This is a genomic window from Pseudomonas sp. AGC41 (genome assembly GCF_057334555.1).
Map to the genome: position 1 here is coordinate 150,182 of NZ_JBHFJB010000028.1, position 23,634 is coordinate 173,815.

Annotated in this window: 21 protein-coding genes and 1 pseudogene; 13 read left to right on the top strand and 9 right to left on the bottom strand. The window is 54.2% G+C overall.

Annotated elements, in window-relative coordinates; genetic code table 11:
• Positions 1 to 35 precede the first annotated feature (35 nt).
• Genes ACE04F_RS05435 through ACE04F_RS05445 form a run of 3 tightly spaced genes read left to right on the top strand, consistent with a single transcriptional unit; the run spans position 36 to position 3,428 of the window.
• The gene (locus tag ACE04F_RS05435; protein ID WP_486105345.1) at positions 36 to 1,328 is read left to right on the top strand and encodes an NAD(P)/FAD-dependent oxidoreductase; all 1,293 of its coding nucleotides are present in this window, start codon (positions 36 to 38) and stop codon (positions 1,326 to 1,328) included.
• A 34-nt stretch (positions 1,329 to 1,362) separates the two neighbouring features.
• Positions 1,363 to 2,211, top strand: a complete 849-nt coding sequence (locus ACE04F_RS05440; protein WP_434694864.1) for an alpha/beta fold hydrolase — start codon at positions 1,363 to 1,365, stop codon at positions 2,209 to 2,211.
• Positions 2,208 to 3,428: a multidrug effflux MFS transporter gene (locus tag ACE04F_RS05445; RefSeq protein WP_486105333.1), complete on the top strand. Its 1,221-nt coding sequence runs from the start codon at positions 2,208 to 2,210 to the stop codon at positions 3,426 to 3,428. Before ACE04F_RS05440 ends, ACE04F_RS05445 begins: the two co-directional genes overlap by 4 nt.
• A gap of 367 nt (positions 3,429 to 3,795) precedes the next feature.
• On the opposite strand, the gene ACE04F_RS05450 is transcribed toward ACE04F_RS05445, so the two are convergent.
• The gene (locus ACE04F_RS05450) at positions 3,796 to 4,212 is read right to left on the bottom strand and encodes a helix-turn-helix domain-containing protein (protein ID WP_486105334.1); all 417 of its coding nucleotides are present in this window, start codon (positions 4,210 to 4,212) and stop codon (positions 3,796 to 3,798) included.
• 6 nt (positions 4,213 to 4,218) lie between these two features.
• Here ACE04F_RS05450 and ACE04F_RS05455 point away from each other — a divergent pair, with 6 nt between their 5' ends.
• On the top strand, positions 4,219 to 4,428 hold the full coding sequence (locus tag ACE04F_RS05455) for an aconitase family protein (protein ID WP_486105335.1): 210 nt from the start codon (positions 4,219 to 4,221) through the stop codon (positions 4,426 to 4,428).
• A gap of 347 nt (positions 4,429 to 4,775) precedes the next feature.
• Here the strand turns inward: ACE04F_RS05455 and ACE04F_RS05460 are convergent, their stop codons facing one another.
• The gene (locus tag ACE04F_RS05460; protein WP_486105336.1) at positions 4,776 to 5,339 is read right to left on the bottom strand and encodes a transcriptional regulator; all 564 of its coding nucleotides are present in this window, start codon (positions 5,337 to 5,339) and stop codon (positions 4,776 to 4,778) included.
• Positions 5,340 to 5,511: 172 nt separating this feature from the next.
• Here ACE04F_RS05460 and ACE04F_RS05465 point away from each other — a divergent pair, with 172 nt between their 5' ends.
• From ACE04F_RS05465 to ACE04F_RS05490, 6 genes are all read left to right on the top strand, one after another.
• The gene (locus tag ACE04F_RS05465; RefSeq protein WP_434694858.1) at positions 5,512 to 6,681 is read left to right on the top strand and encodes an efflux RND transporter periplasmic adaptor subunit; all 1,170 of its coding nucleotides are present in this window, start codon (positions 5,512 to 5,514) and stop codon (positions 6,679 to 6,681) included.
• 15 nt (positions 6,682 to 6,696) lie between these two features.
• Positions 6,697 to 9,834 (top strand): multidrug efflux RND transporter permease subunit, encoded by a 3,138-nt coding sequence (locus ACE04F_RS05470; RefSeq protein ID WP_486105337.1) that lies wholly within the window; start codon positions 6,697 to 6,699, stop codon positions 9,832 to 9,834.
• Positions 9,835 to 9,836: 2 nt separating this feature from the next.
• Entirely contained in the window at positions 9,837 to 11,255 is a 1,419-nt protein-coding gene (locus ACE04F_RS05475; protein ID WP_434694855.1) for an efflux transporter outer membrane subunit, read from the top strand.
• A gap of 628 nt (positions 11,256 to 11,883) precedes the next feature.
• Positions 11,884 to 12,114, top strand: a complete 231-nt coding sequence (locus ACE04F_RS05480) for a hypothetical protein (RefSeq protein ID WP_486105338.1) — start codon at positions 11,884 to 11,886, stop codon at positions 12,112 to 12,114.
• Between the two features lie 199 nt (positions 12,115 to 12,313).
• Positions 12,314 to 13,090, top strand: a complete 777-nt coding sequence (locus ACE04F_RS05485; protein ID WP_486105339.1) for an MFS transporter — start codon at positions 12,314 to 12,316, stop codon at positions 13,088 to 13,090.
• 113 nt (positions 13,091 to 13,203) lie between these two features.
• On the top strand, positions 13,204 to 13,377 hold the full coding sequence (locus ACE04F_RS05490) for a hypothetical protein (protein WP_434694850.1): 174 nt from the start codon (positions 13,204 to 13,206) through the stop codon (positions 13,375 to 13,377).
• A 592-nt stretch (positions 13,378 to 13,969) separates the two neighbouring features.
• On the opposite strand, the gene ACE04F_RS05495 is transcribed toward ACE04F_RS05490, so the two are convergent.
• From ACE04F_RS05495 to ACE04F_RS05510, 4 genes are all read right to left on the bottom strand, one after another.
• The gene (locus ACE04F_RS05495; RefSeq protein ID WP_434694849.1) at positions 13,970 to 14,254 is read right to left on the bottom strand and encodes a LysR family transcriptional regulator; all 285 of its coding nucleotides are present in this window, start codon (positions 14,252 to 14,254) and stop codon (positions 13,970 to 13,972) included.
• A 47-nt stretch (positions 14,255 to 14,301) separates the two neighbouring features.
• On the bottom strand, positions 14,302 to 14,745 hold the full coding sequence (locus tag ACE04F_RS05500) for a transcriptional regulator (RefSeq protein ID WP_486105340.1): 444 nt from the start codon (positions 14,743 to 14,745) through the stop codon (positions 14,302 to 14,304).
• An 872-nt stretch (positions 14,746 to 15,617) separates the two neighbouring features.
• The gene (locus ACE04F_RS05505) at positions 15,618 to 15,878 is read right to left on the bottom strand and encodes a type 2 periplasmic-binding domain-containing protein (RefSeq protein WP_434694847.1); all 261 of its coding nucleotides are present in this window, start codon (positions 15,876 to 15,878) and stop codon (positions 15,618 to 15,620) included.
• Between the two features lie 1,381 nt (positions 15,879 to 17,259).
• A complete protein-coding gene (locus tag ACE04F_RS05510; RefSeq protein ID WP_486105341.1) occupies positions 17,260 to 17,508 on the bottom strand; it encodes an aldehyde dehydrogenase family protein in 249 nt (82 codons plus the stop codon).
• A gap of 1,341 nt (positions 17,509 to 18,849) precedes the next feature.
• Here ACE04F_RS05510 and ACE04F_RS05515 point away from each other — a divergent pair.
• From ACE04F_RS05515 to ACE04F_RS05525, 3 genes are all read left to right on the top strand, one after another.
• A complete protein-coding gene (locus ACE04F_RS05515) occupies positions 18,850 to 19,263 on the top strand; it encodes a RidA family protein (protein WP_434694844.1) in 414 nt (137 codons plus the stop codon).
• 228 nt (positions 19,264 to 19,491) lie between these two features.
• Positions 19,492 to 20,589 carry an LLM class flavin-dependent oxidoreductase gene (locus ACE04F_RS05520; protein WP_434694843.1) on the top strand — a complete coding sequence of 366 codons (1,098 nt, stop codon included), beginning with the start codon at positions 19,492 to 19,494 and terminating at the stop codon, positions 20,587 to 20,589.
• Positions 20,590 to 21,000: 411 nt separating this feature from the next.
• The gene (locus tag ACE04F_RS05525) at positions 21,001 to 21,732 is read left to right on the top strand and encodes a TorF family putative porin (protein WP_434694842.1); all 732 of its coding nucleotides are present in this window, start codon (positions 21,001 to 21,003) and stop codon (positions 21,730 to 21,732) included.
• Positions 21,733 to 21,872: 140 nt separating this feature from the next.
• Here the strand turns inward: ACE04F_RS05525 and ACE04F_RS05530 are convergent, their stop codons facing one another.
• From ACE04F_RS05530 to tnpC, 3 genes and pseudogenes are all read right to left on the bottom strand, one after another.
• Positions 21,873 to 22,085, bottom strand: a complete 213-nt coding sequence (locus ACE04F_RS05530; RefSeq protein WP_434694841.1) for a hypothetical protein — start codon at positions 22,083 to 22,085, stop codon at positions 21,873 to 21,875.
• A 13-nt stretch (positions 22,086 to 22,098) separates the two neighbouring features.
• A pseudogene (locus ACE04F_RS05535) lies at positions 22,099 to 22,599 on the bottom strand (IS66 family transposase); the annotation flags it as partial.
• 45 nt (positions 22,600 to 22,644) lie between these two features.
• Positions 22,645 to 23,634, bottom strand: a 990-nt coding sequence (tnpC, locus tag ACE04F_RS05540) for an IS66 family transposase (RefSeq protein WP_486105342.1), incomplete at its 5' end; no start/stop codon positions are given.

Genomic DNA, 23,634 nt, shown 5'->3' on the forward strand with positions numbered 1-23,634 from the left:
CACGGCCGACCTTTATTGTTTTGCGAGTCTTGATCATGGCCCCGACTATTGCGCCCGTGAATACGTCCACCGAATTTCCCACCGCCACGTCCGTTGTCATTATTGGCGGCGGGATCATCGGCCTGACGGCCGCGCTGACCCTGGCCGAACGCAACATCCCGGTGGTGGTGCTGGAAAAAGGCCGTATCGCCGGCGAACAGTCCTCGCGCAACCTCGGTTGGGTGCGCAAGACCAGCCGCCACGCCCACGATATTCCGCTGGCCCTGGCCGCAGACCGCTTGTGGGCACAAATGCCTGAGCGGGTGGGCGCGGATGTGGGCTACCGGCAAGAAGGCATCATGTTTGTCGCCCGCAACGACACGCAGATGGCCATGCATGAAGGCTGGCTCAAATCGGTCGAGCATCTTTCCCTTGATTCTCGATTGCTGAGCAAGCGCGAGATCGAGCAGTTGGTGCCGGGCGGCGAGGGCAATTGGGCCGGTGGGATCTACACGCCGTCCGACGCGCGTGCGGAGCCGACGCTGGCCAGCAGTGCGATTGCCAAGGCGGCGATGGCCCTGGGCGTGGTGATCATCGAGCAATGTGCGGTGCGTACGCTGCAGATGTCTGCCGGCAGGGTCAGTGGCGTGGTCACTGAGAAAGGCGAGATCCGCTGCGATCAGGTATTGCTCGCCGGCGGCATGTGGTCGCGGCGCTTTTTGGGCAACCTCGGGGTGTCCTTGCCGACGCTGGCCTTGACCTGTTCGGTGTTGCGTACCCATCCGATGCAAGGCCCCACTGAAGTTGCCGTGGGCGCGCCGGACTTTTCGTTTCGCAAGCACAAGGACGGCGGCTTCATCATTACCCAGCGTGGCAAGCTGGACGCCTTCCTGACCCTCGATCACCTGTTGCTTGCCAAGCAATACATGCCGCAATTTCGTGCGCAGCGCAGCGTATTGAACGTGTCGCTGGGCAAGTATTTTTTCAACGACCTGGCGCTGTCCCGGCGTTGGTCGGCCGACAGCATCAGCCCGTTCGAGCGTGTACGCATGCAAGACCCCGCCGCCAACCCGCGGCTTAACAATGATGCTATGAATAACCTCAAGGCGGCCTGGCCAGTATTCGAGCAAGCCCGGATCGCCCAAGCCTGGGCAGGCACTATCGATGTGACCCCGGATTCCAACCCGGTAATAGGCCCGGTCGCGCAAATTCCCGGTCTGACCGTGGCCACCGGTTTTTCCGGGCACGGCTTTGGTACTTCACCGGCGGCGGGTCACCTGGCGGCGGATATTGTCAGCGGGCACGCGCCCATCATCGATCCAAGCCCTTATCGATTCGATCGTTTCTAAGTCGACCCAGGCCCTGCATTCACGGAGCAAAATCATGTCCCCAGACAGCCGCTTTTTCACCAATCGCGCCGGCTTGCGTTTGCATTTTCTACGCTGGGGCGACCCGAGCGGCGTGCCCCTGGTGCTGCTGCATGGTTTGCGTGCTTATGCGCAGACCTGGGAGTCGCTGGTCGAGGCGTTGGGGGGGGGGTATTGCATCTACGCCCTCGACCAGCGCGGTCGCGGGCTGAGTGACTGGGCCCCGGCCGCGAGCTATCACACGCAATCGTACGTGGAGGACCTGCAGGATTTCGTCGACCATGCCGGCTTACAGCGCTTCGTGTTGCTGGGGCATTCACTGGGCGGCGCCAATGCCCTCGAATACGCACGGCAAACACCGGGACGCTTGATTGGCCTGATCATCGAAGACATCGGGCCCGGGTCTTCGAGCCAGGGCGACGGTGCGGCGCGCATCCGCCGCGAGATGAACCAGACCCCAATGCGGTTCGACGACTGGCAAGCCGCCCGCGCTTTCTGGCAGGCGGCACGCCCGGGCCTGTCGGAGCAGGGCCTGGCCTCACGCCTGGCGCATTCGATGAAAGAGAGCGAGGGCACGATCCGTTGGCGCCACGATCAGCAAGGCATCGCCGAGGCGCGCCTGAGCATCGAACCGACTGACTTGTGGCCGGCGGTGCGGGCCCTGGATTGTCCGACCCTGTTTATCCGCGGCGCTCGCTCGGATTTTCTGCCGGCGCCGACGCTGCAAGCGATGCGCGAGTGCAATGCGCAGGTGCGCACCGCCGAAGTGGCGGATGCCAGCCATTATGTACATGACGACCAGGGCGAGGTCTTCAACCGGCTGGTCACCGAGTTTCTTGAGAGCCTCGCGACGCCGGGCCGATGAATGCCCAGGCGCGGCTGATTGTATTGCTGTCATCGCTGACGGCGTTCGTGCCGTTCTCAATCGACACCTACTTGCCCAGTCTCCCGCAAATCGCCGAAGACCTGTCGACCAGCGCCGCGCAGGTACAACTCACCATCAGCGCCTTTCTCTGCGGGCTGTGCCTGGGCATGTTGGTCTATGGCCCGCTGTCCGACCGTTATGGTCGGCGTCCGCTGTTGCTGGGCGCTCTCACCCTGTACGTAGTGGCGACCCTGGGTTGTCTGTTTGCCGGCAGCGTCGAGCAACTGATCGCCTGGCGCTTTGTTCAGGCGTTAGGCGGAGCGGGTGCCGTGGTGCTGGCCCGGACCGTCGCCAGGGATCTGGTGGGCTTGGCGCAGGCAGCCAAGGTACTGTCGTGGATGCATGTGCTGACCATGATGGCGACGTTGCTCGCGCCGATGGTCGGCACCTGGCTGGTGCTGATCCAGGGCTGGCGTACGATCTTCGCCACGTTGTTTATCCTCTCCAGCCTGTGCCTGTTGATGGTGGCGCTGGGCTTGAAGGAAAGCCTGCCGGTGCATCAGCGGGGTACGTCGGTGAGGGCGTCTTTCGCGGCCTATCTGGCCATTGTCCGAGAGCCCAGGGCGGTGGCACTGATCTTGTGCATGTCGATGGCGTTCGGCGGCGTATTTGCTTTTATCACCGCTTCGCCTTTTGTGTACGTTGTGTACTTTGACGTGTCGCCGCGGCTCTACAGTGGATTATTCGCCCTGAACATCCTCGGCATCATTCTGGTGACGTTCATCAATGCGCGCTGGGTGGGCCGCTACGGGCCGCAACGCATGTTGGGCGTAGGCGCGCTGCTGGCGGCAGGGGCAGGCGCGGCGCTGATCGGCGTGGGGGTGACCGAGTGGGGCGGACTGACGAGCATCGTGTGTTGCCTGGTGATTTACATGGGCGTTACCGGCTTGCTCGGGGCCAATTGCACCGCCAGCCTGATGGCGCTGTTTCCACGTCAGGCCGGGGCGAGCGTTGCGCTGGGCATCTCGGTGCAATTTGCTACCGCCGCGCTGGCCAGCCTGTGGGTCAGCCACCTGGCCGACGGCACGGCGTGGCCCATGTGCCTGGTCGTGGGGTGTTGCGGCCTGGGTTGCCTGGTGGCTTATGGGTTCTCTCGGCACCGGCGGGGCGGAGCCGCCGTTGCGTCGGATAAGACCTGCACGCCGTTTCAGTCTTGAAGGCTTATTGCATCCTGAGGTCTTTCGATTCATTGAAACCTGGTTAATCACGTTGCCCAGGCAGGCCGATCCGGCTGAGCCTCAGAGTACGTCGACATCGGCGCGGATCCCGTCCGCCAGCGCCAGCAGCGGCTTGGCGTATTGCGCTACGACTGCCTCGCTCGACAGAGGGGGGATGCGCTGATATTCAATATGTGGTCCTGGTAATTGCGCATGCCGAGCGGGGTCGAAATGGCTACCACTTCTGCCTGCCAGGACGCAGCGCAGTAGCCTCTCAGTCGCATGCTCTCGCAGGCGTGCGCAATCTCCGTTTCCAAATCTTCCACCGCGCATCGCAGCTTCGGGACTTGAAGTGCTCCATCAGCGCCTATCGTTCTTGCGTGCCTATTGTCGCCAGGTAGGCGCGACCCAGGCAGGCGAATTCCATGGGGATTCGCTGCCCGGTTTGTACGGTGCGCGGTGTGTTCTTACGACTCAAGCGTATCGACTCAAGGTAGGCCATTTCATCACGGTCGGCCGCTGCCAGGCCGACATTCACCTTCAGTGCATGCGCCGCTTCGCGCATCAGCGGCGCAGCACGCTGCACCAGCGGGCTGCTGTTGTACATGGCATTGGCGAAGCAAAGCGTGGCGGGCGCGAGGTGATAGGCACCGCGCTGGCCGTCGTACACCAGCATGCCGCTATGGATCAGCGTCTGGGTCAACCGACTGGTGGTGGTCTTGGATAAACCCGTTCGTTCTCTGATATCGCCATTGCCCATGATATAGTCGCCACCGACAGCCATACGCCGATGATCAATGCGATTGGCGTGCTCGGTTGGGGCGTGGCGGCCTGGAGGGTCAGGCAGCGATGCTCGGTGAGCCGGTGCCGATTTATTTTCCCCGACGTTATCGGTACCCGTTTAAGCAATGAGTTGCGGCCAGGAGTGACCGCCACCGACTTGGCATTGCGCATCACTCACATGCTGCGGACCAAAGGAGTGGTGAGGAAGTTCGTCTAATTCCGCGGACCAGGATTGTCGAAACTCTGTTGGCGGCTCGTGGGACATTGTCGAACATGGCTCCGGAATATTGCGCGACTGTGGTGTTTTTTCCCGTTCGATGACATCACGATGCAATACATGCACCTGACCGGGCGTAGCGAAGAGACCCTTGCACGTATGCATGCGTGAAAATGTAACTGGTGTTTGTCGGCGTGTTTGCCTTACCACCGTTTCGCTCTCCCGGTAAGTCGTGTAATTCAAGGCATCGCTATGGCTGCACGGTGAGTTTTGCCATGATCATCCTTTGCGCTATCCTGTTGGCCATAATCAATACCTTCCAGGGTGCATTGAGCTATATGTGCTGCTTACGAGACTGGCTGATTTGACGCTCCCTCCAAAAAAAAATGCTCGATAAGCGTAGCCATGCCTGACCGAGCTACTCGGCCACGGCGCTCCGCCTCTACCAGACCAAAGACCAGCGAAGCAAAAATTTCAGTGAAAGCTGCCGCTGCTATATCGATGCGGAATACCCCCAACTTTTGTCCACGCAAAAAAAACGCATCCAAAGTCTCTGCATAATATGACCAGCGATTTGCGCCGGCATTCATATCGAGTGTATCCGGCTTAAACTGGAATGTGAGAAATACGAGCAACTCTCGATGCGTTAAGTGGCCCTCGATTAAGCGATGCCAAGCCTCCAGCGGTGGGGTGTTGGCAAGTTCGGCATCAGAAATGATTCGTTTTACAACGACCGAACCGTAGTTCAAAAGCATTTCGATAAGATTTTCGCGTGTGCCGCAGAATCTGTTGAGCGTTGCTTTGCTGATCCCGGCCGCCTGCGCAATCTCTTTAAAATTAGCGCGAGGGTGGTCGACCAACGCTACTGCTAACGCTTTCAATAGCTTCTCGTCCGCAGCTGTGAAATCCATCAGTCACCCATTTTCCAATATACGTACGCGCATTTTGCAATAAAACCCGCGACCTTATCAAAGGATGCTTTGGGTCGGCGCATACTAGGGTCGTATGAGTCAATATTGACTCATATGAATAACTATTGCATCATGCGCGCCCCTTGATAAAGGCCATGTGCCCCGGTGAGTTATGACCAAGCTTAGAGAGCGGATTGCTTCATCCGCAGTCGCCCTCCTGATATCCATTGCATTGGCTGGTTGTGGCCCGCAGGACGAACCAGTCGCGGAGGCGCCTCTACGCGAAGTGGATGTCCTTACTGTGAAGGCCGAACCTTTCACAGTGATCGCAGAGCTGCCGGGGCGCATTGAGCCGGTACGGGTGGCAGAGGTACGCGCGCGAGTAGCGGGTATCGTGCTTAGCCGTAAGTTCGAGGAAGGCGCGGACGTTAGGGTCGGAGACGTTTTGTTTCAGATTGATCCGGCGCCGTTTAAGGCTGCGTTATCTCGTGCTGAGGGTCAATTGGCGCAGGCTCAAGCTCAGGTTTTTCAAGCAGAAGCCACATTGCGACGTTATGAGCCGCTGGTGAAGATCGATGCGGTCAGTCAGCAGGACTTTGATGCTGCCAAAGCCTCCTCACAGAGTGCTAAAGCCCTCAAGCGGTCTGCTCAGGCTGATGTCGAAACCGCTCGTTTGAACCTTGGTTATTCCACGGTCAAAGCTCCGATCGATGGACGTATCGGTCGGGCACAGGTTACGGAAGGAGCCTTGGTAGGGCAGAACGAAACCACCTTGCTTGCACGTATTCAACAGCTTGATCCGATTTATGTGGACTTTACGCAGGCGGCAGCAGATGCCCTGCGTCTGCGCGCTGCTTTGACTGACGGGCGAGTCTCGGGCAAGGATGGAAAATCGCTGACGTTGAATGTTGATGGCACCACCATCCAAAGCCATGGGACTTTGCTCTTTACTGATGTCGCGGTCGATCGAAGCACCGGTCAGATAGCTCTGCGAGGGAAGTTTGAAAATCCCCAAGGGGTGTTGTTGCCTGGGATGTATGCCCGCGTTTTGGCTCCACAGGGGGCTAGCGATTCCATTTTAGTTCCCCAGCGCGCTGTACAACGTTCTTCAGATGGCCGGGCGAGCGTGATGTTGCTGAATAACGATAATGCCGTGGAGGCACGTTCCGTCTCCACTGGCGCCATGCAGAATGGACGCTGGCAAATTACCGAAGGGCTAACACCAGGGGACGTGGTAATCGTCAGCTCGCTCGCAGCCATTAAACCCGGCGATACAGTTACGCCACGTCAAAAGGGTGCGCAAGCACCAGATAGCCCAGCCACCCAGCCCCTGGCGCATTAAGCCGGAGAAACACTAATGTCCTTGTTTTTTATCAGACGTCCTAACTTTGCCTGGGTGGTCGCACTATTCATTACGATGGCTGGTTTGTTGGCTATCCCGTTCCTGCCAGTCGCCCAATATCCAAGCGTGGCACCTCCACAAATTACTGTAACGGCGACGTATCCAGGTGCTTCCGCACAGGTTCTGACTGACTCTGTAACCTCCGTCATCGAAGAAGAGCTTAATGGCGCGAAAAACCTGCTGTACTTTGAGTCTAGCAGCAATTCAAACGGCATCGCCGAGATCACTGTCACCTTTAAACCAGGTACTGATCCAGAATTGGCGCAAGTAGACGTACAGAACCGCCTGAAAAAGGCCGAGGCCCGCATGCCTCAAGCCGTGCTTACCCTTGGTATTCAGACAGAGCAAGCTTCGGCCGGTTTCCTGTTGATCTACACGCTGCGTTATAAAGAGGGTATAAACGACACGAACACTACGGCTATGGCCGATTTCATGGTGCGCAATATCAACCCCGAAATCCGGCGACTGCCGGGTGTTGGTAAGTTGCAGTTCTTCGACTCTGAAGCAGCCATGCGAGTATGGGTTGATCCGCAGAAGTTGGTGGGCTACGACCTGTCGATTGACGACGTGAACAATGCAATACGAGGGCAGAATGTTCAGGTTCCTGCCGGTGCCTTCGGCAGCGCTCCAGGTACAAGCGATCAGGAATTGACTGCAACGCTGGCAGTCAAAGGCACTCTTGATTCACCGGAAGAATTCGCGCGTATCGTTCTTCGCGCTAATCAGAACGGTTCCAGCGTCTTGCTCGGTGATGTTGCGCGTCTGGAGGTTGGCAGTCAGAGTTATAACTTTGGCGCGCGTCAGAATGGCAAACCAGCCGTGGCCGCAGCTGTTCAGCTTTCGCCGGGTGCTAATGCGATCCAGACTGCCGAAGCGGTAAAGAAACGGCTGCAAGAGCTCTCGGCTAACTTTCCTGACAACATCGAAGTTTCCGTACCCTACGATACCTCGCGGTTCGTTGGCGTAGCCATTGGCAAAGTTCTCGCCACTTTGGGCGAGGCCATGGTACTAGTATTCTTGGTGATGTTCCTGTTCCTGCAGAACGTTCGCTACACCCTGATTCCGGCTATCGTCGTACCGGTGTGCCTCCTCGGTACGCTCACGTTTATGTATCTGCTAGGTTTCTCAGTGAACATGATGACCATGTTCGGCATGGTTTTGGCCATCGGCATCCTAGTGGACGATGCCATTGTGGTAGTAGAAAACGTCGAACGGATCATGGCGGATGAGAAACTGCCGCCTGTGCAGGCGACTATTAAAGCGATGGGCCAGGTTTCCGGAGCGATCATCGGCATCACTTTGGTATTGTCTGCGGTGTTCTTACCGCTTGCTTTCATGGCCGGCTCGGTAGGGGTGATTTACCAGCAGTTCTCTCTGTCGCTCGCAGTCTCGATTTTGTTCTCTGGTTTTTTAGCGCTGACTTTTACTCCAGCTCTGTGCGCGACTTTGCTCAAACCGATCCCTGATGGCCATCATGAGAAGCGGGGTTTTTTCGGTGGTTTCAATCGTCTGTTTGGCCGCCTCACCGATCGCTATACCATGCTCAACAGCAAGTTGGTACCACAAGCTGGGCGCTACATGCTGATCTACCTAGGCATCGTGGTACTGATGGGTTTTTTCTATCTGCGCCTCCCTGAATCGTTCGTGCCCGTCGAAGATCAGGGTTATATGATCGTCGACATCCAGCTTCCGGCAGGTGCGACTCGCGAGAGAACGTCTGAAACCGGCGAGTTGCTCGAACAATTCCTCAAGTCTCGCGAAGCGATGGGAGATTATCTCTTCGTGTTGGGCTTCAGCTTTTCCGGCATGGGTGAAAATGCTGCCCTGGCTTTCCCCGTACTTAAGGATTGGTCAGAAAGAACCGCGGAACAGTCGGCAGGGGCCGAAACAGCTGCGATCAATGAGCACTTCGTTAACCTTGACGACGGCACCATCATGGCTGTGCCTCCGCCTCCAATCGAAGGTCTGGGAAATTCTGGCGGCTTTGCCTTGCGCCTGCAAGACCGCGCCGGCTTGGGGCGGGATGCATTGCTGGCGGCCCGAGACGAGTTATTAGGGAAGGTCAATGGTAACCCGAGGTTCCTGTACGCCATGATGGAAGGACTGGCGGAAGCTCCCCAACTTCGTCTAGTGGTCGACCGCGAGCAGGCGCGTGCTCAAGGTGTTCGTTTCGAGTCGATTAGCAGTACGCTTTCAGCTGCTTTTGGCTCGTCAGTGATCAACGACTTCTCTAACGCTGGCAGACAGCAGCGCGTGGTGGTTCAGGCTGAGCAAGACACGCGGATGACGCCGGAAAGCGTCCTCAAGCTGTATGTGCCTAATGAAAGAGGAGCCCTAGTCCCCATGAGCGCTTTTGTTACTACTAAATGGGAGGAGGGCCCGGTGCAAATTGCACGCTACAACGGCTACCCATCGATACGCATTACGGGTGATGCAGCACCAGGTATAAGTACTGGTGAAGCCATGGCAGAACTGGAGCGCCTTGCTAGTGAACTGCCCCAAGGGATTGGCTACGAGTGGACAGGTTTGTCCTTCCAAGAAAAAGTAGCCAGTGGCCAAGCGCTAATGCTATTCGCTTTCGCCATTGTAGTAGTGTTCCTGCTGTTGGTGGCCCTATATGAGAGCTGGGCTATTCCATTTACTGTGATGTTAATCGTGCCCGTCGGAGCGCTTGGCGCAGTCCTTGCCATGACCAGCGTGGACTTGGCCAACGACGTCTACTTTAAGGTCGGCTTGATTACGGTAATTGGCCTGGCGGCCAAGAACGCCATCCTCATCGTCGAGTTCGCGAAGGATCTGTGGGAACAGGGCTATTCACTGCGTGATGCGGCGATTGAGGCGGCACGCTTGCGATTTCGTCCAATCATCATGACCTCCATGGCTTTCATGCTGGGGGTAGTTCCGCTGGTTATTGCTACTGGGGCTGGAGCGGCAAGCCAAAGGGCTCTTGGGACAGGTGTGCTTGGCGGAATGATCAGCGCAACCGTGCTAGGGGTAATATTCGTGCCCATATTCTTCACTTGGACATTGACACTGTTGCGTAGCACCCCGAGCGATAAGAACGCTGACCAACAACTCAACAGTGAGCAATGAGCATGAACAGTACCCAAATGCTTCGCCCGACGTTTCTGGCTCTGGCGATGACCATGGGCGGCTGCTCCCTGGTTCCTGATTACAAGCGACCACAACTCCCTGTAACTGCGCAATGGAAGCAATCAGGAACTATTGGCACTCGTGCAGACTTACTGGATTGGCAAAGCTTTATAGTCGATGCCGATTTGCGTCAGGCCGTGAACACTGCGCTGCACAACAACCGCAGCTTGCGCCAAGCGCTAACCGATATAGAAGCGGCGCGTGCTCAATACCGTATACAGCGCTCAGATCGTCTGCCTTCTATCGATGGCAATGTTAGCGGCAACCGTCAACGCTTGCCTGGGGACTTGTCACAAACCGGGCGCTCAGGGGTCACCAGTAGTTATCAGGTCGGAATTGGCCTGGCTGAATATGAAGTCGATCTGTTTGGCCGTGTGCGCAGTCTGTCTGAGGCAGCTTTAGAAAGCTACTTGGCTACCGAAGAGGCATCCCGAGCTGCTCAGATAAGCCTTGTTGCTGAAGTGATCCAGGCCTATCTAACGCGAGATGGTGCCCTACGCCGCCTGGCATTGATTAATCAGACCTTGGAAAGCCGCCTGGCCTCCCTCGATTTGGTCAGTAAACGTCGCCAGTCAGGTACTGCGACTGCTCTGGATTATCAAGAGGCGATAGGCCTCGCAGAGCAGGCCAAAGCCGAACGGGAGAGCACGGATCGTCAAAGGGCCCAGGCGGAGAACGCTTTGGTGTTGCTGCTCGGCACCCCTTATGCCGCTCAGCTTCTTCCTGATCAACCGCGTGACAATATGTTGGTGATACAGGACATCGCACCTGGTACTACATCGACGCTAATTGAGCGGCGCCCTGATATTCTCGCCAGCGAACACCGACTCAAAGCGCGCAATGCAGACATCGGTGCAGCTCGCGCGGCGTTCTTCCCACGCATTTCATTGACTGGTTCGGTGGGCAGTTCCAGCGCCGAGCTTTCCGATCTTTTTGGTGGCGGTTCTAGAGCCTGGAGTTTTGCTCCCGCGCTTTCTTTGCCTATCTTTAACCACGGGCGTAACAGTGCGAATTTGGATCTCGCTAAAGCGCGTCAGGACGCTGCCGTCGCCGATTACGAGGGCACGATTCAAATCGCCTTCCGCGAAGTCGCCGATGCTTTAGCCGCCGCTGACACTTTACGTCGCGAAGAAGCTGCTCGGGATGCATTGGCGAGGTCTAGCGACGCCGCCATGGCTTTGGCTAAAGCGCGCTACGAAGGTGGCCTGGATGATTACTTGCGCTTTCTCGATGTGCAGCGCAATACCTTCAATAACCAATCAACGCTAATTCAGATCAGTACAGAGCGACAGATCGCATTGGTCAATCTTTTCCGATCCCTGGGGGGAGGCTGGCAGCGAAATACACCTACGGCGGGATGAAAGGCACCTTGATATGACTGAAATTTGCTAGGGTTTGAGGATTGCCAATCCAATGCTCGCAGTCGCTATTATAATAGAGAGCTATCTTTCAAAGCATTTCAACAGGTATGAGAGGGCATAACCCGATCATATCTGATGAACCGCTTACCAGCGTCCGAACGCGTTAGTTCCTAGACCCCATAAATAATTGCGTCATGCTGCTACCTTGCGACGTCGAGACCGTCCCGCAGTCTGAGGGCTTGCTACGAATTCGGCATAAGTGGGCTGGATGACATCGGTTTCGGTTGGCGCATCCAATCGAACTTTAGCTCCGTAGACGTTATGTCACGGAGCTTTTTTTTACGTATCCAGCCAGAATTCTGGGATCTGTCGTCTAGTTCACCAAATAAATTGGAACAGCTCTAGCCTTTAAAGTGATATGACCTGCGAGCAATGTTTCCTTCCTGTTCAACATTTTTACAAGGGGCATAATTATTGCGCTCATCTGCTCGATCTAAAGGCTTAGTCCAGATTGGGAATCTCGATTCACCTACTTCAGAGGTTGGTTTAATCTTAAACAAAAGCAAAGCAATTTTCTATAAACCATACACCTACCGTTCGACAGGCAGGATCGACAGGAGATAAATAAATGAACAACTTTAAGTCGGAGAGGGTTCCGATTAAATTAGCTATTAGCTTGGGTGTAATTGGAGCCCTTGGTCCCTCTGCGGTCGACATGTACCTTTCAAGCCTTCCCGAAATTGCTCGGAACTTTGACAGCAGCTTCGCCAGCGTCCAGCTCACCCCTACGTTTTTCCTGCTGGCGATGGGCATCGGACAGTTGATGTTCGGGCCCTTCGTCGATGCCTACGGCCGCTGACGCGCCCTTCTGATCGGCCTGATGCTCTTTATCCTTTGCTCACTTGCTTCGGCCTGGGCCCTCCCACTGCAGACACTTATCGGCTTTCGCTTCATACAAAGGCTCGGCTCTGCGCTGACACTGGTCGTGATCATGAGCATGGTCCGAGATGTCAGCCGTGGCGCCATGGCGACTAAGTTGTTCGCATTGCTGATGACCATTGAAGCGTCGCGCCGATCCTTGCCCAGCGTTGGGCGGCTTCATCGAAACGCATTTCGGCTGGCGCGCAGTGATGCTCACACTCGCCGTCTTCGGCATTGCAGTGCTTTGCAACAGCTGGTTGAACCTAACGGAAACACTTGCTCTGCAGAAGCGTGAACCGTTGCACCTCTTCGACGCATGCAGGACTTACGTGGCAATTGGCAAGGATCGTCGTTTTCTGCTGCCCGCGCTGTGCGTGGCTGCTGTATTCTTTTTTCTGTTCGCCTACATCGGCGGCGCGACACTGGTGTACCAAAAAATCTATCACCTGAGCGCGCCATCTTTCGGCATCTTGTTTGGTGTGACGGGCTTCGCCATTTTGTTCGGCGCCATAGCCGCGGGCAGACTCGTTTCTACCCTGGGGCTCAACCGACTGACCTGGATGCATGGCAACGGGCGCTATTGCAACCGTGGCGGCCACCACGACGTCATTAGGGTTGTCTGGGATTGCGACAGGGATGGCATTGGCACTCTTCGGCTTGGGCATCGCCGAGTCCACGTTAATATCACTCGTCATGTCTTCCCGGGAGCGTTGGCTGGGTTCGACCGCTGCCCTTCTGGGAGCTATTCAACTGTCCATTTCTTCAAGCGCCACGCCGATTTCCGCATTGGTTTTGGGCGTGGAGTTATCGCCTGGACAGGCCTGCTGGCGCTTAGCGCATTGCTGGTTTGCCTATTGACGTGGATCAGCCTGCCAATGAAACGTGATGCTACATTCAGCCTTGCCGACAACTGAAGAAACGATTTACGATTCCTCATTGCATACCCCGTAGCTGAACGAATCGTTCAACCGGCATCGCAGCACTTCGCCGATCGCGGTTACGACGCCGCTTCTTTGAACGACACTGCTTGAGTGCAAGCATCAAGAAGACCTCGCTATACGCGCACTTCACTGGCAAGAGCGAGCTTTACTGCGCGGTGCTGAATTTTGCCCTGGGATCAGAGCAAGACTACGTGGAAGCGCAGTTCTCGGTCGCAACAAACGATTACATGCCGGGAGAGCGTTATGTCGATAATTTGTAGAGTCACTTCAGCCACAGCAGTGCCGCTAAGAGCGGCTTTCTACCCGTGCGCGTCGAGCGCGCAAAAAGTGAAACTCCGTTTGAACCCTATCTGACTGTATCCCCGAGCGGTTTTAAGCGTTACTCAGACGTGCCAATCCCGCATCGGGTTTACAGGGTCTCAGTTCCATTGCGGAGACTTATCTAGCATCGATTGACGGCCTGAACGAACACATTAACGGGAGCGCGAAGGCATATCTTCGTCGTTCAGATGCGTTACGCCAATCGGTCAACGAAATCGAAGTACCCACAACCGCGGGCGTTGCCCAGTGTAAAAAAGCCACTGAACTATTCACATCGGCAAGATGCTGACGTTTGTTAGGCTAGGCTGACGTTGGACGCTTGCGTCGCTCTTTCCATGCGCTGGATACACACGATGACATCTATTACTGATCTAAAGGAATTGCTTATTATACCGTCTTGATTCACCTGTCACTAAGCTTGAGGCATTGTGTACGTGAAGTCAGCGGCTCGCGCTTGAAGTACGTCGACTGGTGCTTCGTTAAATAGGTGCTGCTTAGCGAAATAGACTTTACTTCTTGAGCTATCTAGAGTCACGAATGGGCTTTTTTGATAAAATCGAGTTTTGCGTTAAAATGCTCTACCTTTTCAAGTACATTAAGGGTATCACTTAGCAGCGCAATGCCGTTACCTGTAAGTGTAATCTTATCTCTGGTTCGGTTGAAGAGTTCGACTCCAAGTGCTGTTTCTAATTGTGAGATCGATTTCCTTACCGCAGGCTGAGAGATGCCCAGATCCAAAGCAGCAGCACCGAACGAGTCGCTCTTGGCGGCCGTGGCAAAAACACGAAGCTGATCAATAGAGAATTTCATAGTCATGAGCCCACCGATTAAATTATACGAATTTCGCCGTGATCAACTTACCCTTAATTAGAAGAGCAGATCCCCTCAACTAATACAGTTTGGAGCAAAGCAGGCAAACCGCCTCTAGCGATGCGCCCGCGGCGTTCTGCGTATATCAAGCCGGTTAATGACGAGAACCAGATTTCCGTCAGCGCCGATGCGCTAACGTCAATTCGGAAAACGCCTTCGCGCTGGCCTCGCAGGAAGAAAGAATCTATGGCGGCCACGTAGCAGGAATCAATTGCGCTCGATGCTTCACTTTCTCGCCAATAAAAGAGCAAGAAGGCATTTAGCTCCTTGTGTTCAAGGCTGTAAACGTTAAGCCACTTCAGGGCTTCGAAAGGGGGAAGTGAGCCCAGCTGAGTGCTGCTGGCCATCTCGCCAAGCACTTGGGCGGTGTGCTCCATGAGCCTATCAATCAGTTCCTCACGGGTACGACAAAAACGGTGCAATGTGGTCTTACCCACGCCAACCGCCCTCGCCAAGTCCAGTAATGAAGCACGGGGTCGGTCTACCAAAGCAAATGCCAAAGCGCTCAGAAGTGCTCTGTTGTCACCGTTTCGATCTAAGACTGTCATCTCGCATGCTGGCTCCATCAAAATTTAAACCTAATTCTACCCAAATCGTAAAATTTTGTCACTATTCTGGCTTTAGCGCCAAAAAAGAAAATTTTTTAAGAATTGAATCATTTTTTACCCAAAAAAACCTATATGGTACTTTCTGAGTCTGTTTGGCTGATTGAGGCCTGCTGAACGAGGTAGGGCACGCGCCAATCGGTTGCAGATTTTCGTGCTAGGGATTATAAAAAATCGCTGATGCGGTTGTTTCGACGTAAAATGTTAAATTTGGATATTTCTTATTTACGCCGTTGATTGCCGCCTCTCACTTAGAGTCAATAAGGCTTAATGTGTCTTTGCTCCACATGATTTTTTTGGGGCTGATGATGGAGCACGATTACTGAACAACGAATAATGCTGCGATGGTTTGACGCATAAGAGCGTGTTCGATCAGCGTCAAGCAACTAGTTCTGATAAGTCGTAACAGCATGAATTTAGCTTAGCTACCAATATAGTGGCAATTTTTCTTGCATCCTGAGTGAACGCTCCTTTGGTGGGATGTGCGTTCTTTTGCGCCCATCAGGTCGCTTTTTTTTTGACGAAATTTGATTGCGTCGCGCTTCACCAGCAAGCGTAATTGGGCGAGGCGATACGCGATCGCCAATTGTTGCGGAACAAGAAGTGACATAAGCCCGATGTGGATGTTCTCTAAAATTGCGTCTTGTTTATTCCAGCGATCCCGATTCGTTGACGTCCGCTTCGCATGGGATCGTGCTGCAGTTTCAGACAGTATCCCAGTTATACGTAAACAATGATTCCGCCCTGTTGGTACAGCGTGTCTGGATCAAATGGTCGGAGATGTCATCCAAAAGCCGTGTAATACCGATCTCGTCGCGGCGTAGCAAATGGACCGAGGCCGGCACCAATGCGGCTGCACCGACCGGGCCAATAGCCCTTTGTAATTCTTTGCCCAATTGCGCCATTTTGATGTGCATCCCATAGAGTTGTGGTAAGGGGATGATCAATCGGTCCTCAGCCAGCATGGTCTTAATACTTTCGCATCATCGATGGAAATGGGTCCGAGGCTGACGTCAATGCGCCCAGCATTGAGTATCGGGATCTGTTGCAGCTTAGTCATTTCAGATTAAAAATTCCCAGTTAAGGCTACGTCAGTGACAAGTTTTCTTGCTGCTGATCTGAATTAGTGATGCGCGCTTCAGGCGCAGTTTGAGTAAGTTCAGCGGTTGCGTTTCCGTGCCTTTTTTTAATCACGCATGCGCGCCATGCGAGTGTAGGTGGCTTAGCGCTGATACACTGGCTTCGGTAGGCATCGTTTTGACTTCAGTGGTTTTTAGCCGAAAAGCATTATCCATAACCCCAATTCCATGGCCAACGCACACAAGGTGGCTGAAGGCGACTCCGCGAAAGATGGGGGCGATTGAAAAGCGTGGGGAGGACATCCTTAGGGTTCGCGTTTCTCGCACGTTAGCGACGTAACCCCGCTAAAGCAAAAAAGTTGCAAGTGGCTTGGGTTGCTCGCACTCGTGAAGCGTTATTCCAGACGCAGGGGATTCAGAAATTCAGAGCAGTTGTAGATTAATGATTGTCTGTAGGTATGCACGACTTACAACACTGTGATCTCTTACGACAGATACAGATAGGGGAACTGGCGATTGGCCGCCGCTAGAAGAGGTTCCAGCTACCAGCGCTGCTGCGGTATTGCGACTTCGACGGCACCACTGCCACGTCATCTTCAAGTATCGGTTGAGCCTGTGCTGTGTAAAGCGGTGATGGCGTTCGCTGAAGATCAGTACTAACGTTTAGTTTGGAAAATGATAGCCTACAAGGTGGCGCGTAGAGGCGTGAGCGGCGAAGCGAAATTTTTCAAGAAATGCCTCGATATCAATGATACATGCCGGAGAGACGGAGAAAGCCGGAGGTTTGCTGGGCCAATGTCTAAGCCGAAGTCTCTAACTTCATGGCGCTTCTCTGATTCTGATAGCCATTTACCCATGCCATAGCGAATAAACTGTAAGCGGTACGGCGCTGTCAACGCGACCAAGATATAGGTAGGGTAAAGGCACGTACATGTGCTCTAAGCGATGGACGTGCGCGCGGTCACAAGGCGCTCAAGGGTACTGCCAGGATACGACACCCCGCAGCCTTGGGGCTGGTACATCAAATGAGGTAGCACCATGCGTTGGAAACAGACTCTTCAGCTGGCGGAAGTGCACTGCGAAGGCGAGCTTGGCAAGGTCATCATTGGCGGCGTCCTGGGTATCCCAGGCGCCACTATGTTGGACAAAATGAATACATCAACGACGTCGATGACAGCTTGCGTCGCTTGGTGACGCTGGAGCCGCGTGGCTGCCTGCAAATGTCGGTCAATCTGCTGGTCCCGCCAACTATAATCGCCAGCCCAACTTAGTGGGCACGAATGCCATCAGCGATCTTGCGCAAGTAAGCGCCACGCTCGGCACCGCTCAGGCGCGGCCAAGGGCCTTCGTCGAAGGCTGCGCGGGCGGCCTTGACGACGATGTCGACGTCTTCGGCGCTGCCGGAGGCGACGGCGGTGATCAGGCTTTCGTCGCTCGGATCGAAGGAGTCAAAACTGCCGCCTTTGATTGCGGTGACCCCTTGGCCATTAATATAAAACTGGTCGTACCGGTTCATGCGTTTCCTCCGAGGACGGCAAAGCGTCGGGCACTGAATGCAGAGAGATTCTGTGTAGGCGTGCGTTGTGCAGCGAGATTACCAACCAGTTGGCTGGTGGTGGCACCGAGAGTGAGACCGAGCTGGCCATGACCGAAGGCCCAAATGACGTTCTTCCCAATCGCTAAGCTCGGTATCGCAGGCAGGAGCATTGCGAGCAGACTAGAGATAATGGCTGAAGTCCATGAGAGAACGGATGAAGCTACGAAAGAAGTCGAGCTCAATAAGATCCAGCGTAAGCTGATCGCAGGCGTGAACCAGGGGGCCACCGGCGGTACTGGTCCAGTCATAATTGAGCAGACCGCTGTCGAATGAGCTCGGCACTGATTAACTTCAGCCGCGATATACGGGGCGCCTATGGCATTCGTAGACTGCTTGGTATCAAGGGGTGGATGGTGCAGGACGAGCCGAGCGAAGATATTGGCCTTGAGCAACTCTGGCAGGGAGCGTTGAACTTGTGAAAAAGTCGCATCGATGGCCTGATGAATAATGTCGGCATCCGTACTGAAATTTCGGCTGCTTCATTTGCTGAGTGGCGCTGCTTGGCATCCTGAGTTTCAAGTGAGCCTCTTCGCTGCCGCTGAGTTTCGTCGATAGGCCGTGACGCATTCAGCGCACATGGTGGCCGCATCATCAACAAGCCGGCCACGCCGTGCAACGCTGCTATGATGCTGACGCGTTGCCTGCGGCACAAGCGAAGCTGCGTTAATCAATCTGACTAAATCGTCTGCACCTAGTGTCGCTGGTAAGGGTGCCGTTGCTGTCGCCATTGATTCAGGGTTGGGTGTGCACAGATATGACAGAGCAGATCACCACCCAACATGGTGAAGCGGTCGCTTGGCCATCCAAGTTGAGGTTGCTGATTTAGTAGCGTTTCACGCTTCGATTTAAGCCACTATAGTTACTAAGATCGAACTTTTTCTAAGACCCTATCTGCGTGCCTGGCCGGCGAGAAGCCATCGGCATGAGCGGCTCCATCAACACTTTCGACCATGCGAACCTCCCGACCAGCGTCATAGCACGTTGTGCCCTATGACCTCGAATGTCAGAATGGCAGCGCAAATGATCGCCAGCACAAATAAAATCAGAAGAAGTGGTCTTAACGACTAAAGAAAAATGGACATATTCAATAAGTACCATATCCGTATAGTGAGGTTTAATAAAAAAATTATTCATCATTTTTGCATGGCAAGGCTGAAAGGAAGGCCAAGCCGTAACGGGGTTGCGTCGGATAGTTGTCTAACGGCGTGCAGGATGGAGCAGCCCCCTAGTTATCAAAATAATAAATGATATGAGGCCTCTATGAGCAAACCTGAATTCATTAGAGCTAACTGGGATTGGGACAAGGATTACCCCATGTGCCAGGTAGTTAAATGTGGTGATTTTTTATTCCTGACGGGACAGGTTGCGTTTGATTTGAATGGCGAGATCGTAGGTCGAAATGATATGAAAGCCCAGGCGCGCCAGATATTCTCGAACATGCAGCACGTGTTAAGCCGGGTGGGTTGCGACCTTAGTTCGGTCGTTCGTCTAACTAACTATTTCGCCACCCCAATGACCGACATTAACGTAACTAAACAGTATTGGGAGGTCAGAAGAGAGTTTTTTGGCGATCACAAGCCTGCAAGCACTGGAATGCAGGTTGCAGCCTTGATGATACCAGAGATGTTGTTAGAGGTAGATGCCATTGCCTATGCTCCCACCTCAAAGAGTTAACAACCCGTGACGCAATCCACGCGGCGAAGATACGGTTCTCTAACTGGTTGGCCACCGGCGCGCTCGTCTATGACTTTAATTTGCTTGCTCCGGGGAAGCTGGCCTGAGGACGATCGGCGCTTTGAGACCTGCGCGGAGATTGCTTGCCCTGTTTAATCATCTTACCCAGCATCGGAAGTGCCCCGCCGATCCGGCTGCCTTAGTATTTGTTTGGAGGATTCTTTCGAAATGACCAAGACCGTAGCTACCGGGATATTTCTCCCGACTGGAAAGCATGGCTGGATTACTTCGGTAAACTCGCCAGCGATTGAAACCGGAGAGTACACACGGGTTCGGGAAATCGTTCAAAAAGCCGAGGCCCTTGGGCTGGATTTCGCCCTCAGCGCCGCCATCTGGCGCGGACGTAAAGGGCCATCTCGGCACTGGATGCATGTGTTGGAATCCTTGACTTGCTCGGCAGCATTGCTAGAAGCCACGAGCCGCATCAAGGTTTTTAGTACCATTAATATGACTTTCAATCATCCTGCCGTGATCGCCAAGATGGTCGCAACTCTCGATCAGATCGGACCAGGCCGGGTTGGATTGAATGTGGTCACCGGGGACAGCCGCCTAGATCTTTCCCATCTCGGGCTGTGGAACGACACCCTAGACCATGATCGCAGGTACGATTTTGGCGATGAGTGGCTCCAGTTGGCAAAGAAGCTATGGACCGAAGAGCTCACCGATCATCGGGGGGAGTTCTTTCAGACCGAGAAAGCACATATGGAACCCAAGCCGACGCGTATCCCGGAACTTGTGAACGCTGGAGCGTCGCAGCGGGGCTTTAGGTTTGCTGCGGAAAACTGCGACATCGCTTTCATAGTTGCCAGCGACGACCCAGACTCGATTGAGACTGCCCTGCGTGGCAAGCGGACCGCACGTGAATACGGCAAGCCGAACCTAAAGACTTACGGGTGCGTAACCGTCATTGCCGGTAACACCGACGAAGAAGCACAGGCACGTATGGACTATTTCAACGCAGGCGTTGACCTGGTCGCGCTAGAAGACGTTGCGGAGGGTAATCGGCAGAATCAGAGCTTTGAAAAGCTCAGCGTGTCCTCACAGGCGCTGACTGGTGGGGAAAAACGGAGCTGTACGATGCCAGGAGAGCTGGTGGGCTCTTATGAGACCTTGGCTCGGCGCCTAGCTACGACGGTCTTGGAAGGCGACCTCGATGGCATCATGCTTGTGGTGCCCGACTATGTCGAAGATCTTGCAGCAGTTGTTCAACGGGTTTTTCCGCTGATGGAGCAATACGGTGTCAAGTGCAATATTAAACCGGCGTAAGGGTCAGTCCATAGTTACTTACTAACTTCGCATTAAAGCAGCGTCGGTAGGAGTTAAATGGAGGGATCAGGCAGGGCGCCGCGCATTCAAGGCGAAGCGCCCCGTCTTAAACAGGTCATTGGTGACATCGGAATTAAATTCTTAGCGCTTCAACGTTCATGAGCGTGGCTTTTTTCCTTTGTCTACTGGCTGGCGCTGGAATTAGAGATGATAAAAATGCATTTGAATAATAATTATAAATTTTATAGGAGGTATATGCATGTAAGGGATATTTTTCGAAGTTTCAATGTTGGGGTGCGTGGTGGGCTCTTGTAGGGAGCCTAAGCTGACTTGCTGCGTAGTAATATCTTTAAAGATATTATAGTGTGAATTGTGATTCATTCTGCCATAAAAATAATTATGAGGCTAGGTATGAAAAAAGCGACTGTGTTTGCTGTTGCTGGAGTTATCACGTGTGTTGCACATTCCGTGTCGGCAATTCCTTTAACGGACGAGTTTGAACTAATCACCAATGTTGGCGTGTTTTCCGAATATTCTATGAGGGGCATTTCATATACTCAGCGAAAGCCCTCTATACAGGCTTCTGGCATTCTTGCCCATTCGAGTGGATTGTATATTGGGGTTTGGGCTTCCAATGTTGATATCAATGGTCTAGGTTCTCGGACGGAAAATGATCTTATTGCTGGGTACAACTGGAAAATAAGCGATGAAGTCAATATTGACCTTGGTTATATTCAGTACACCTACCCCAAGAGTTCTATTCTCAACGCAAGGGAAATATACGGCGTTCTGACGGCCTATGGATTCAAGGTTGGTACATATTATTCAGATGACTATTATGGTGACCAAGCATTCATATATAACTACGTAGGCTATGGCACCAAATCGTTACCTTATGATATCGGCTTAGATCTTCGCTTCGGTGTCGCTGATTACAAGGACCCAACATTCTTCTCTTCTGATGGTAAATTTAGGAATTCGTACCATGAGTGGGAGGTTAAATTGACCAAAAACTGGGTAGGTTTGGATTGGTCTGCAAGCTATATCGACACAAATCTCTCCGAAACGGAGTGTTTTTCAAATATCGGTGATAAGGAGTCATGCTCCGCACGGCTTATGGTTGGTGTGAGCAAGGCTTTCTAAAATCTTGCCCGAAAAAACCATCGTTGCCAGGCCCCCAGTGTCTGGCTTTTTAGGTGCACCGGGCATGGCGCGTTGCGCGAAGCGCAACCAGTTTGGCTGTAGTGACAACGCGACCTCCCCGGTCACTCAGGCCGTAGCAGTCAGTGATGGGTTGCCGAGAGTGGATTGCCATATTTTTTTAATGGAAAACTTACAACGGTTTTGTCCCCACGCTCCATCTGCAACAGTTTCATGTTTGATTCGGCGAGTGCAGAGGAAGTATTTGTCGACTTCAGTCCAGCAGTAAATGCCAGGCAGATGACGACACCCAGAGCCTCCCGACGGGACAGCGCCAGGCCACTATGGCTAGTCAATTTTACTCTCCGTCCATCGTTTCAAGCCGTAATCCATGGTTTTGCCAATGGCCGAACCGTTATGCACGATATCGCGATAGGCAGCCATCCAGGCATTCAACGCATCCATCACCGGTACCGCCTTTTCTTGCCGTATTCGGCGGCGTATGTCCGGTTCCAGATCCTTGATTTCCCCTCGATCTCGTACAGCGCCTGCATGCAACGCAAGGCTTGCCCAGCCAGCGTGCTCTTGTGAGTCGCATGCAGTTCGAAGAACTTGCGCTGCGCATGGGCCATGCAGCCGATCTCCGTCACGCCGAGTTCGAAGCTGGCCTTGCTAGCCGCCGTAGTCGTCGCAGACCAGCTTGCCTTTCCAGTCGCCCAGGAAGTTACGCGCATGCTCGCCGGCCCGGCTGAGGCTGAAGTCCTAACCTACAGCCGAGGCTGCGCAAAACGGGCTGGTGGCGTAATCCCAGATGTAGGAACGATGGGTCTTCTTGGTCCTCTGCATGAGCATTTATAGCGGCGTTTCATCGTAAGCGCTCCATAAACCCCACCTAGTCAAAAGTGGGCGGTGCGTTTAGCTGTGGGATCCGGGCTTGCAGTTCCACGGCAACAGAGCTTCGTAATCTTCGACCGAGGATGCCTGTGGTAGGCGCTCCAGTGCGTGGCGCAGCCACGCATAAGGCTCTTGGCCGTTGGCTTTGGCGGTCTCGACCAGGCTGTAAAGTTGAGCACTGGCCGTCGCGCCTTTGGGCGTATCGCTGAACAACCAGTTCTTCCTTCCGATGACGAAAGGCCGGATCGCGCGCTCGGCGGTATTGTTGTCGATGGGCAGGTAGCCTTGCTCGACGTACCGTTCCAGTTTGCTCCAGTTGTTTGCCAGATAGGTCACAGCCTTGCCCAGTGCATTCTGCGTGGTCATGTATGGGAGCGTTTTTTCCATCCAGGCCTTTAGCTCACTCATCACCTTGAGACTTAAATCCTGACGTCCATTTTTCCGCCCCTCATCGCTGCTCTCTTTGAAGGCGATCTCGATGCCGTATAGCTTGCTGATCAGCTTCAGCGCTATATCCGCCCGGCCTGTCTTGCCTTTGGGTTGCACTTTTTGCGCTTCGACAAACTTACGGCGTGCATGAGCCCAGCACCCTAAACGCTCGACTCCGTCCTGCGTGCCAAGCGCGTTGTAACCGGCGTAATCATCGGTCATGAGATAGCCGCAGTAGCCATCGAGCAGGCGCGTTGGAACCTCCTGCGAGCGGCTGGTGGAGTAGTCAAAAAGGATCACTGGTTTGTCTGGCGGGCCGCCGGTTTGCACCCACATCCAGGACTGACTGCTTGGCTCCCGGTCAGGCTCTTTCAACACCTGCACGCGCGTTTCATCGCAGTGGATGACCCGACTGGCCAAGAGGCTGTCGCGCATTAAATTCAGCAACGGCTGAAAATGCTCACCGCATTGGATAACCCAGCGAGCCAGGGTCTGACGTGGAATATCGATGCCATGGCGGCCCAGTACTTTTTCAAAGCGGTGGAGCGGCAAACCGTCCACGTATTTGGTGGTCAGCAGCAT

Bases quoted from the DNA above. Each gene is read 5' to 3' on its own strand.
- ACE04F_RS05525 (WP_434694842.1), top strand. From the start codon at position 21,001: ATGAAAAAAGCGACTGTGTTTGCTGTTGCTGGAGTTATCACGTGTGTT.
- ACE04F_RS05505 (WP_434694847.1), bottom strand. From the start codon at position 15,878: ATGCTGGCTGAGGACCGATTGATCATCCCCTTACCACAACTCTATGGG.
- ACE04F_RS05445 (WP_486105333.1), top strand. From the start codon at position 2,208: ATGAATGCCCAGGCGCGGCTGATTGTATTGCTGTCATCGCTGACGGCG.
- ACE04F_RS05515 (WP_434694844.1), top strand. From the start codon at position 18,850: ATGAGCAAACCTGAATTCATTAGAGCTAACTGGGATTGGGACAAGGAT.
- ACE04F_RS05520 (WP_434694843.1), top strand. From the start codon at position 19,492: ATGACCAAGACCGTAGCTACCGGGATATTTCTCCCGACTGGAAAGCAT.
- ACE04F_RS05435 (WP_486105345.1), top strand. From the start codon at position 36: ATGGCCCCGACTATTGCGCCCGTGAATACGTCCACCGAATTTCCCACC.
- ACE04F_RS05455 (WP_486105335.1), top strand. From the start codon at position 4,219: ATGATCAATGCGATTGGCGTGCTCGGTTGGGGCGTGGCGGCCTGGAGG.
- ACE04F_RS05470 (WP_486105337.1), top strand. From the start codon at position 6,697: ATGTCCTTGTTTTTTATCAGACGTCCTAACTTTGCCTGGGTGGTCGCA.
- ACE04F_RS05450 (WP_486105334.1), bottom strand. From the start codon at position 4,212: ATGGCTGTCGGTGGCGACTATATCATGGGCAATGGCGATATCAGAGAA.
- ACE04F_RS05510 (WP_486105341.1), bottom strand. From the start codon at position 17,508: ATGAACCGGTACGACCAGTTTTATATTAATGGCCAAGGGGTCACCGCA.
- ACE04F_RS05475 (WP_434694855.1), top strand. From the start codon at position 9,837: ATGAACAGTACCCAAATGCTTCGCCCGACGTTTCTGGCTCTGGCGATG.
- ACE04F_RS05440 (WP_434694864.1), top strand. From the start codon at position 1,363: ATGTCCCCAGACAGCCGCTTTTTCACCAATCGCGCCGGCTTGCGTTTG.
- ACE04F_RS05495 (WP_434694849.1), bottom strand. From the start codon at position 14,254: ATGACTATGAAATTCTCTATTGATCAGCTTCGTGTTTTTGCCACGGCC.
- ACE04F_RS05465 (WP_434694858.1), top strand. From the start codon at position 5,512: ATGACCAAGCTTAGAGAGCGGATTGCTTCATCCGCAGTCGCCCTCCTG.
- ACE04F_RS05460 (WP_486105336.1), bottom strand. From the start codon at position 5,339: ATGGATTTCACAGCTGCGGACGAGAAGCTATTGAAAGCGTTAGCAGTA.
- ACE04F_RS05480 (WP_486105338.1), top strand. From the start codon at position 11,884: ATGAACAACTTTAAGTCGGAGAGGGTTCCGATTAAATTAGCTATTAGC.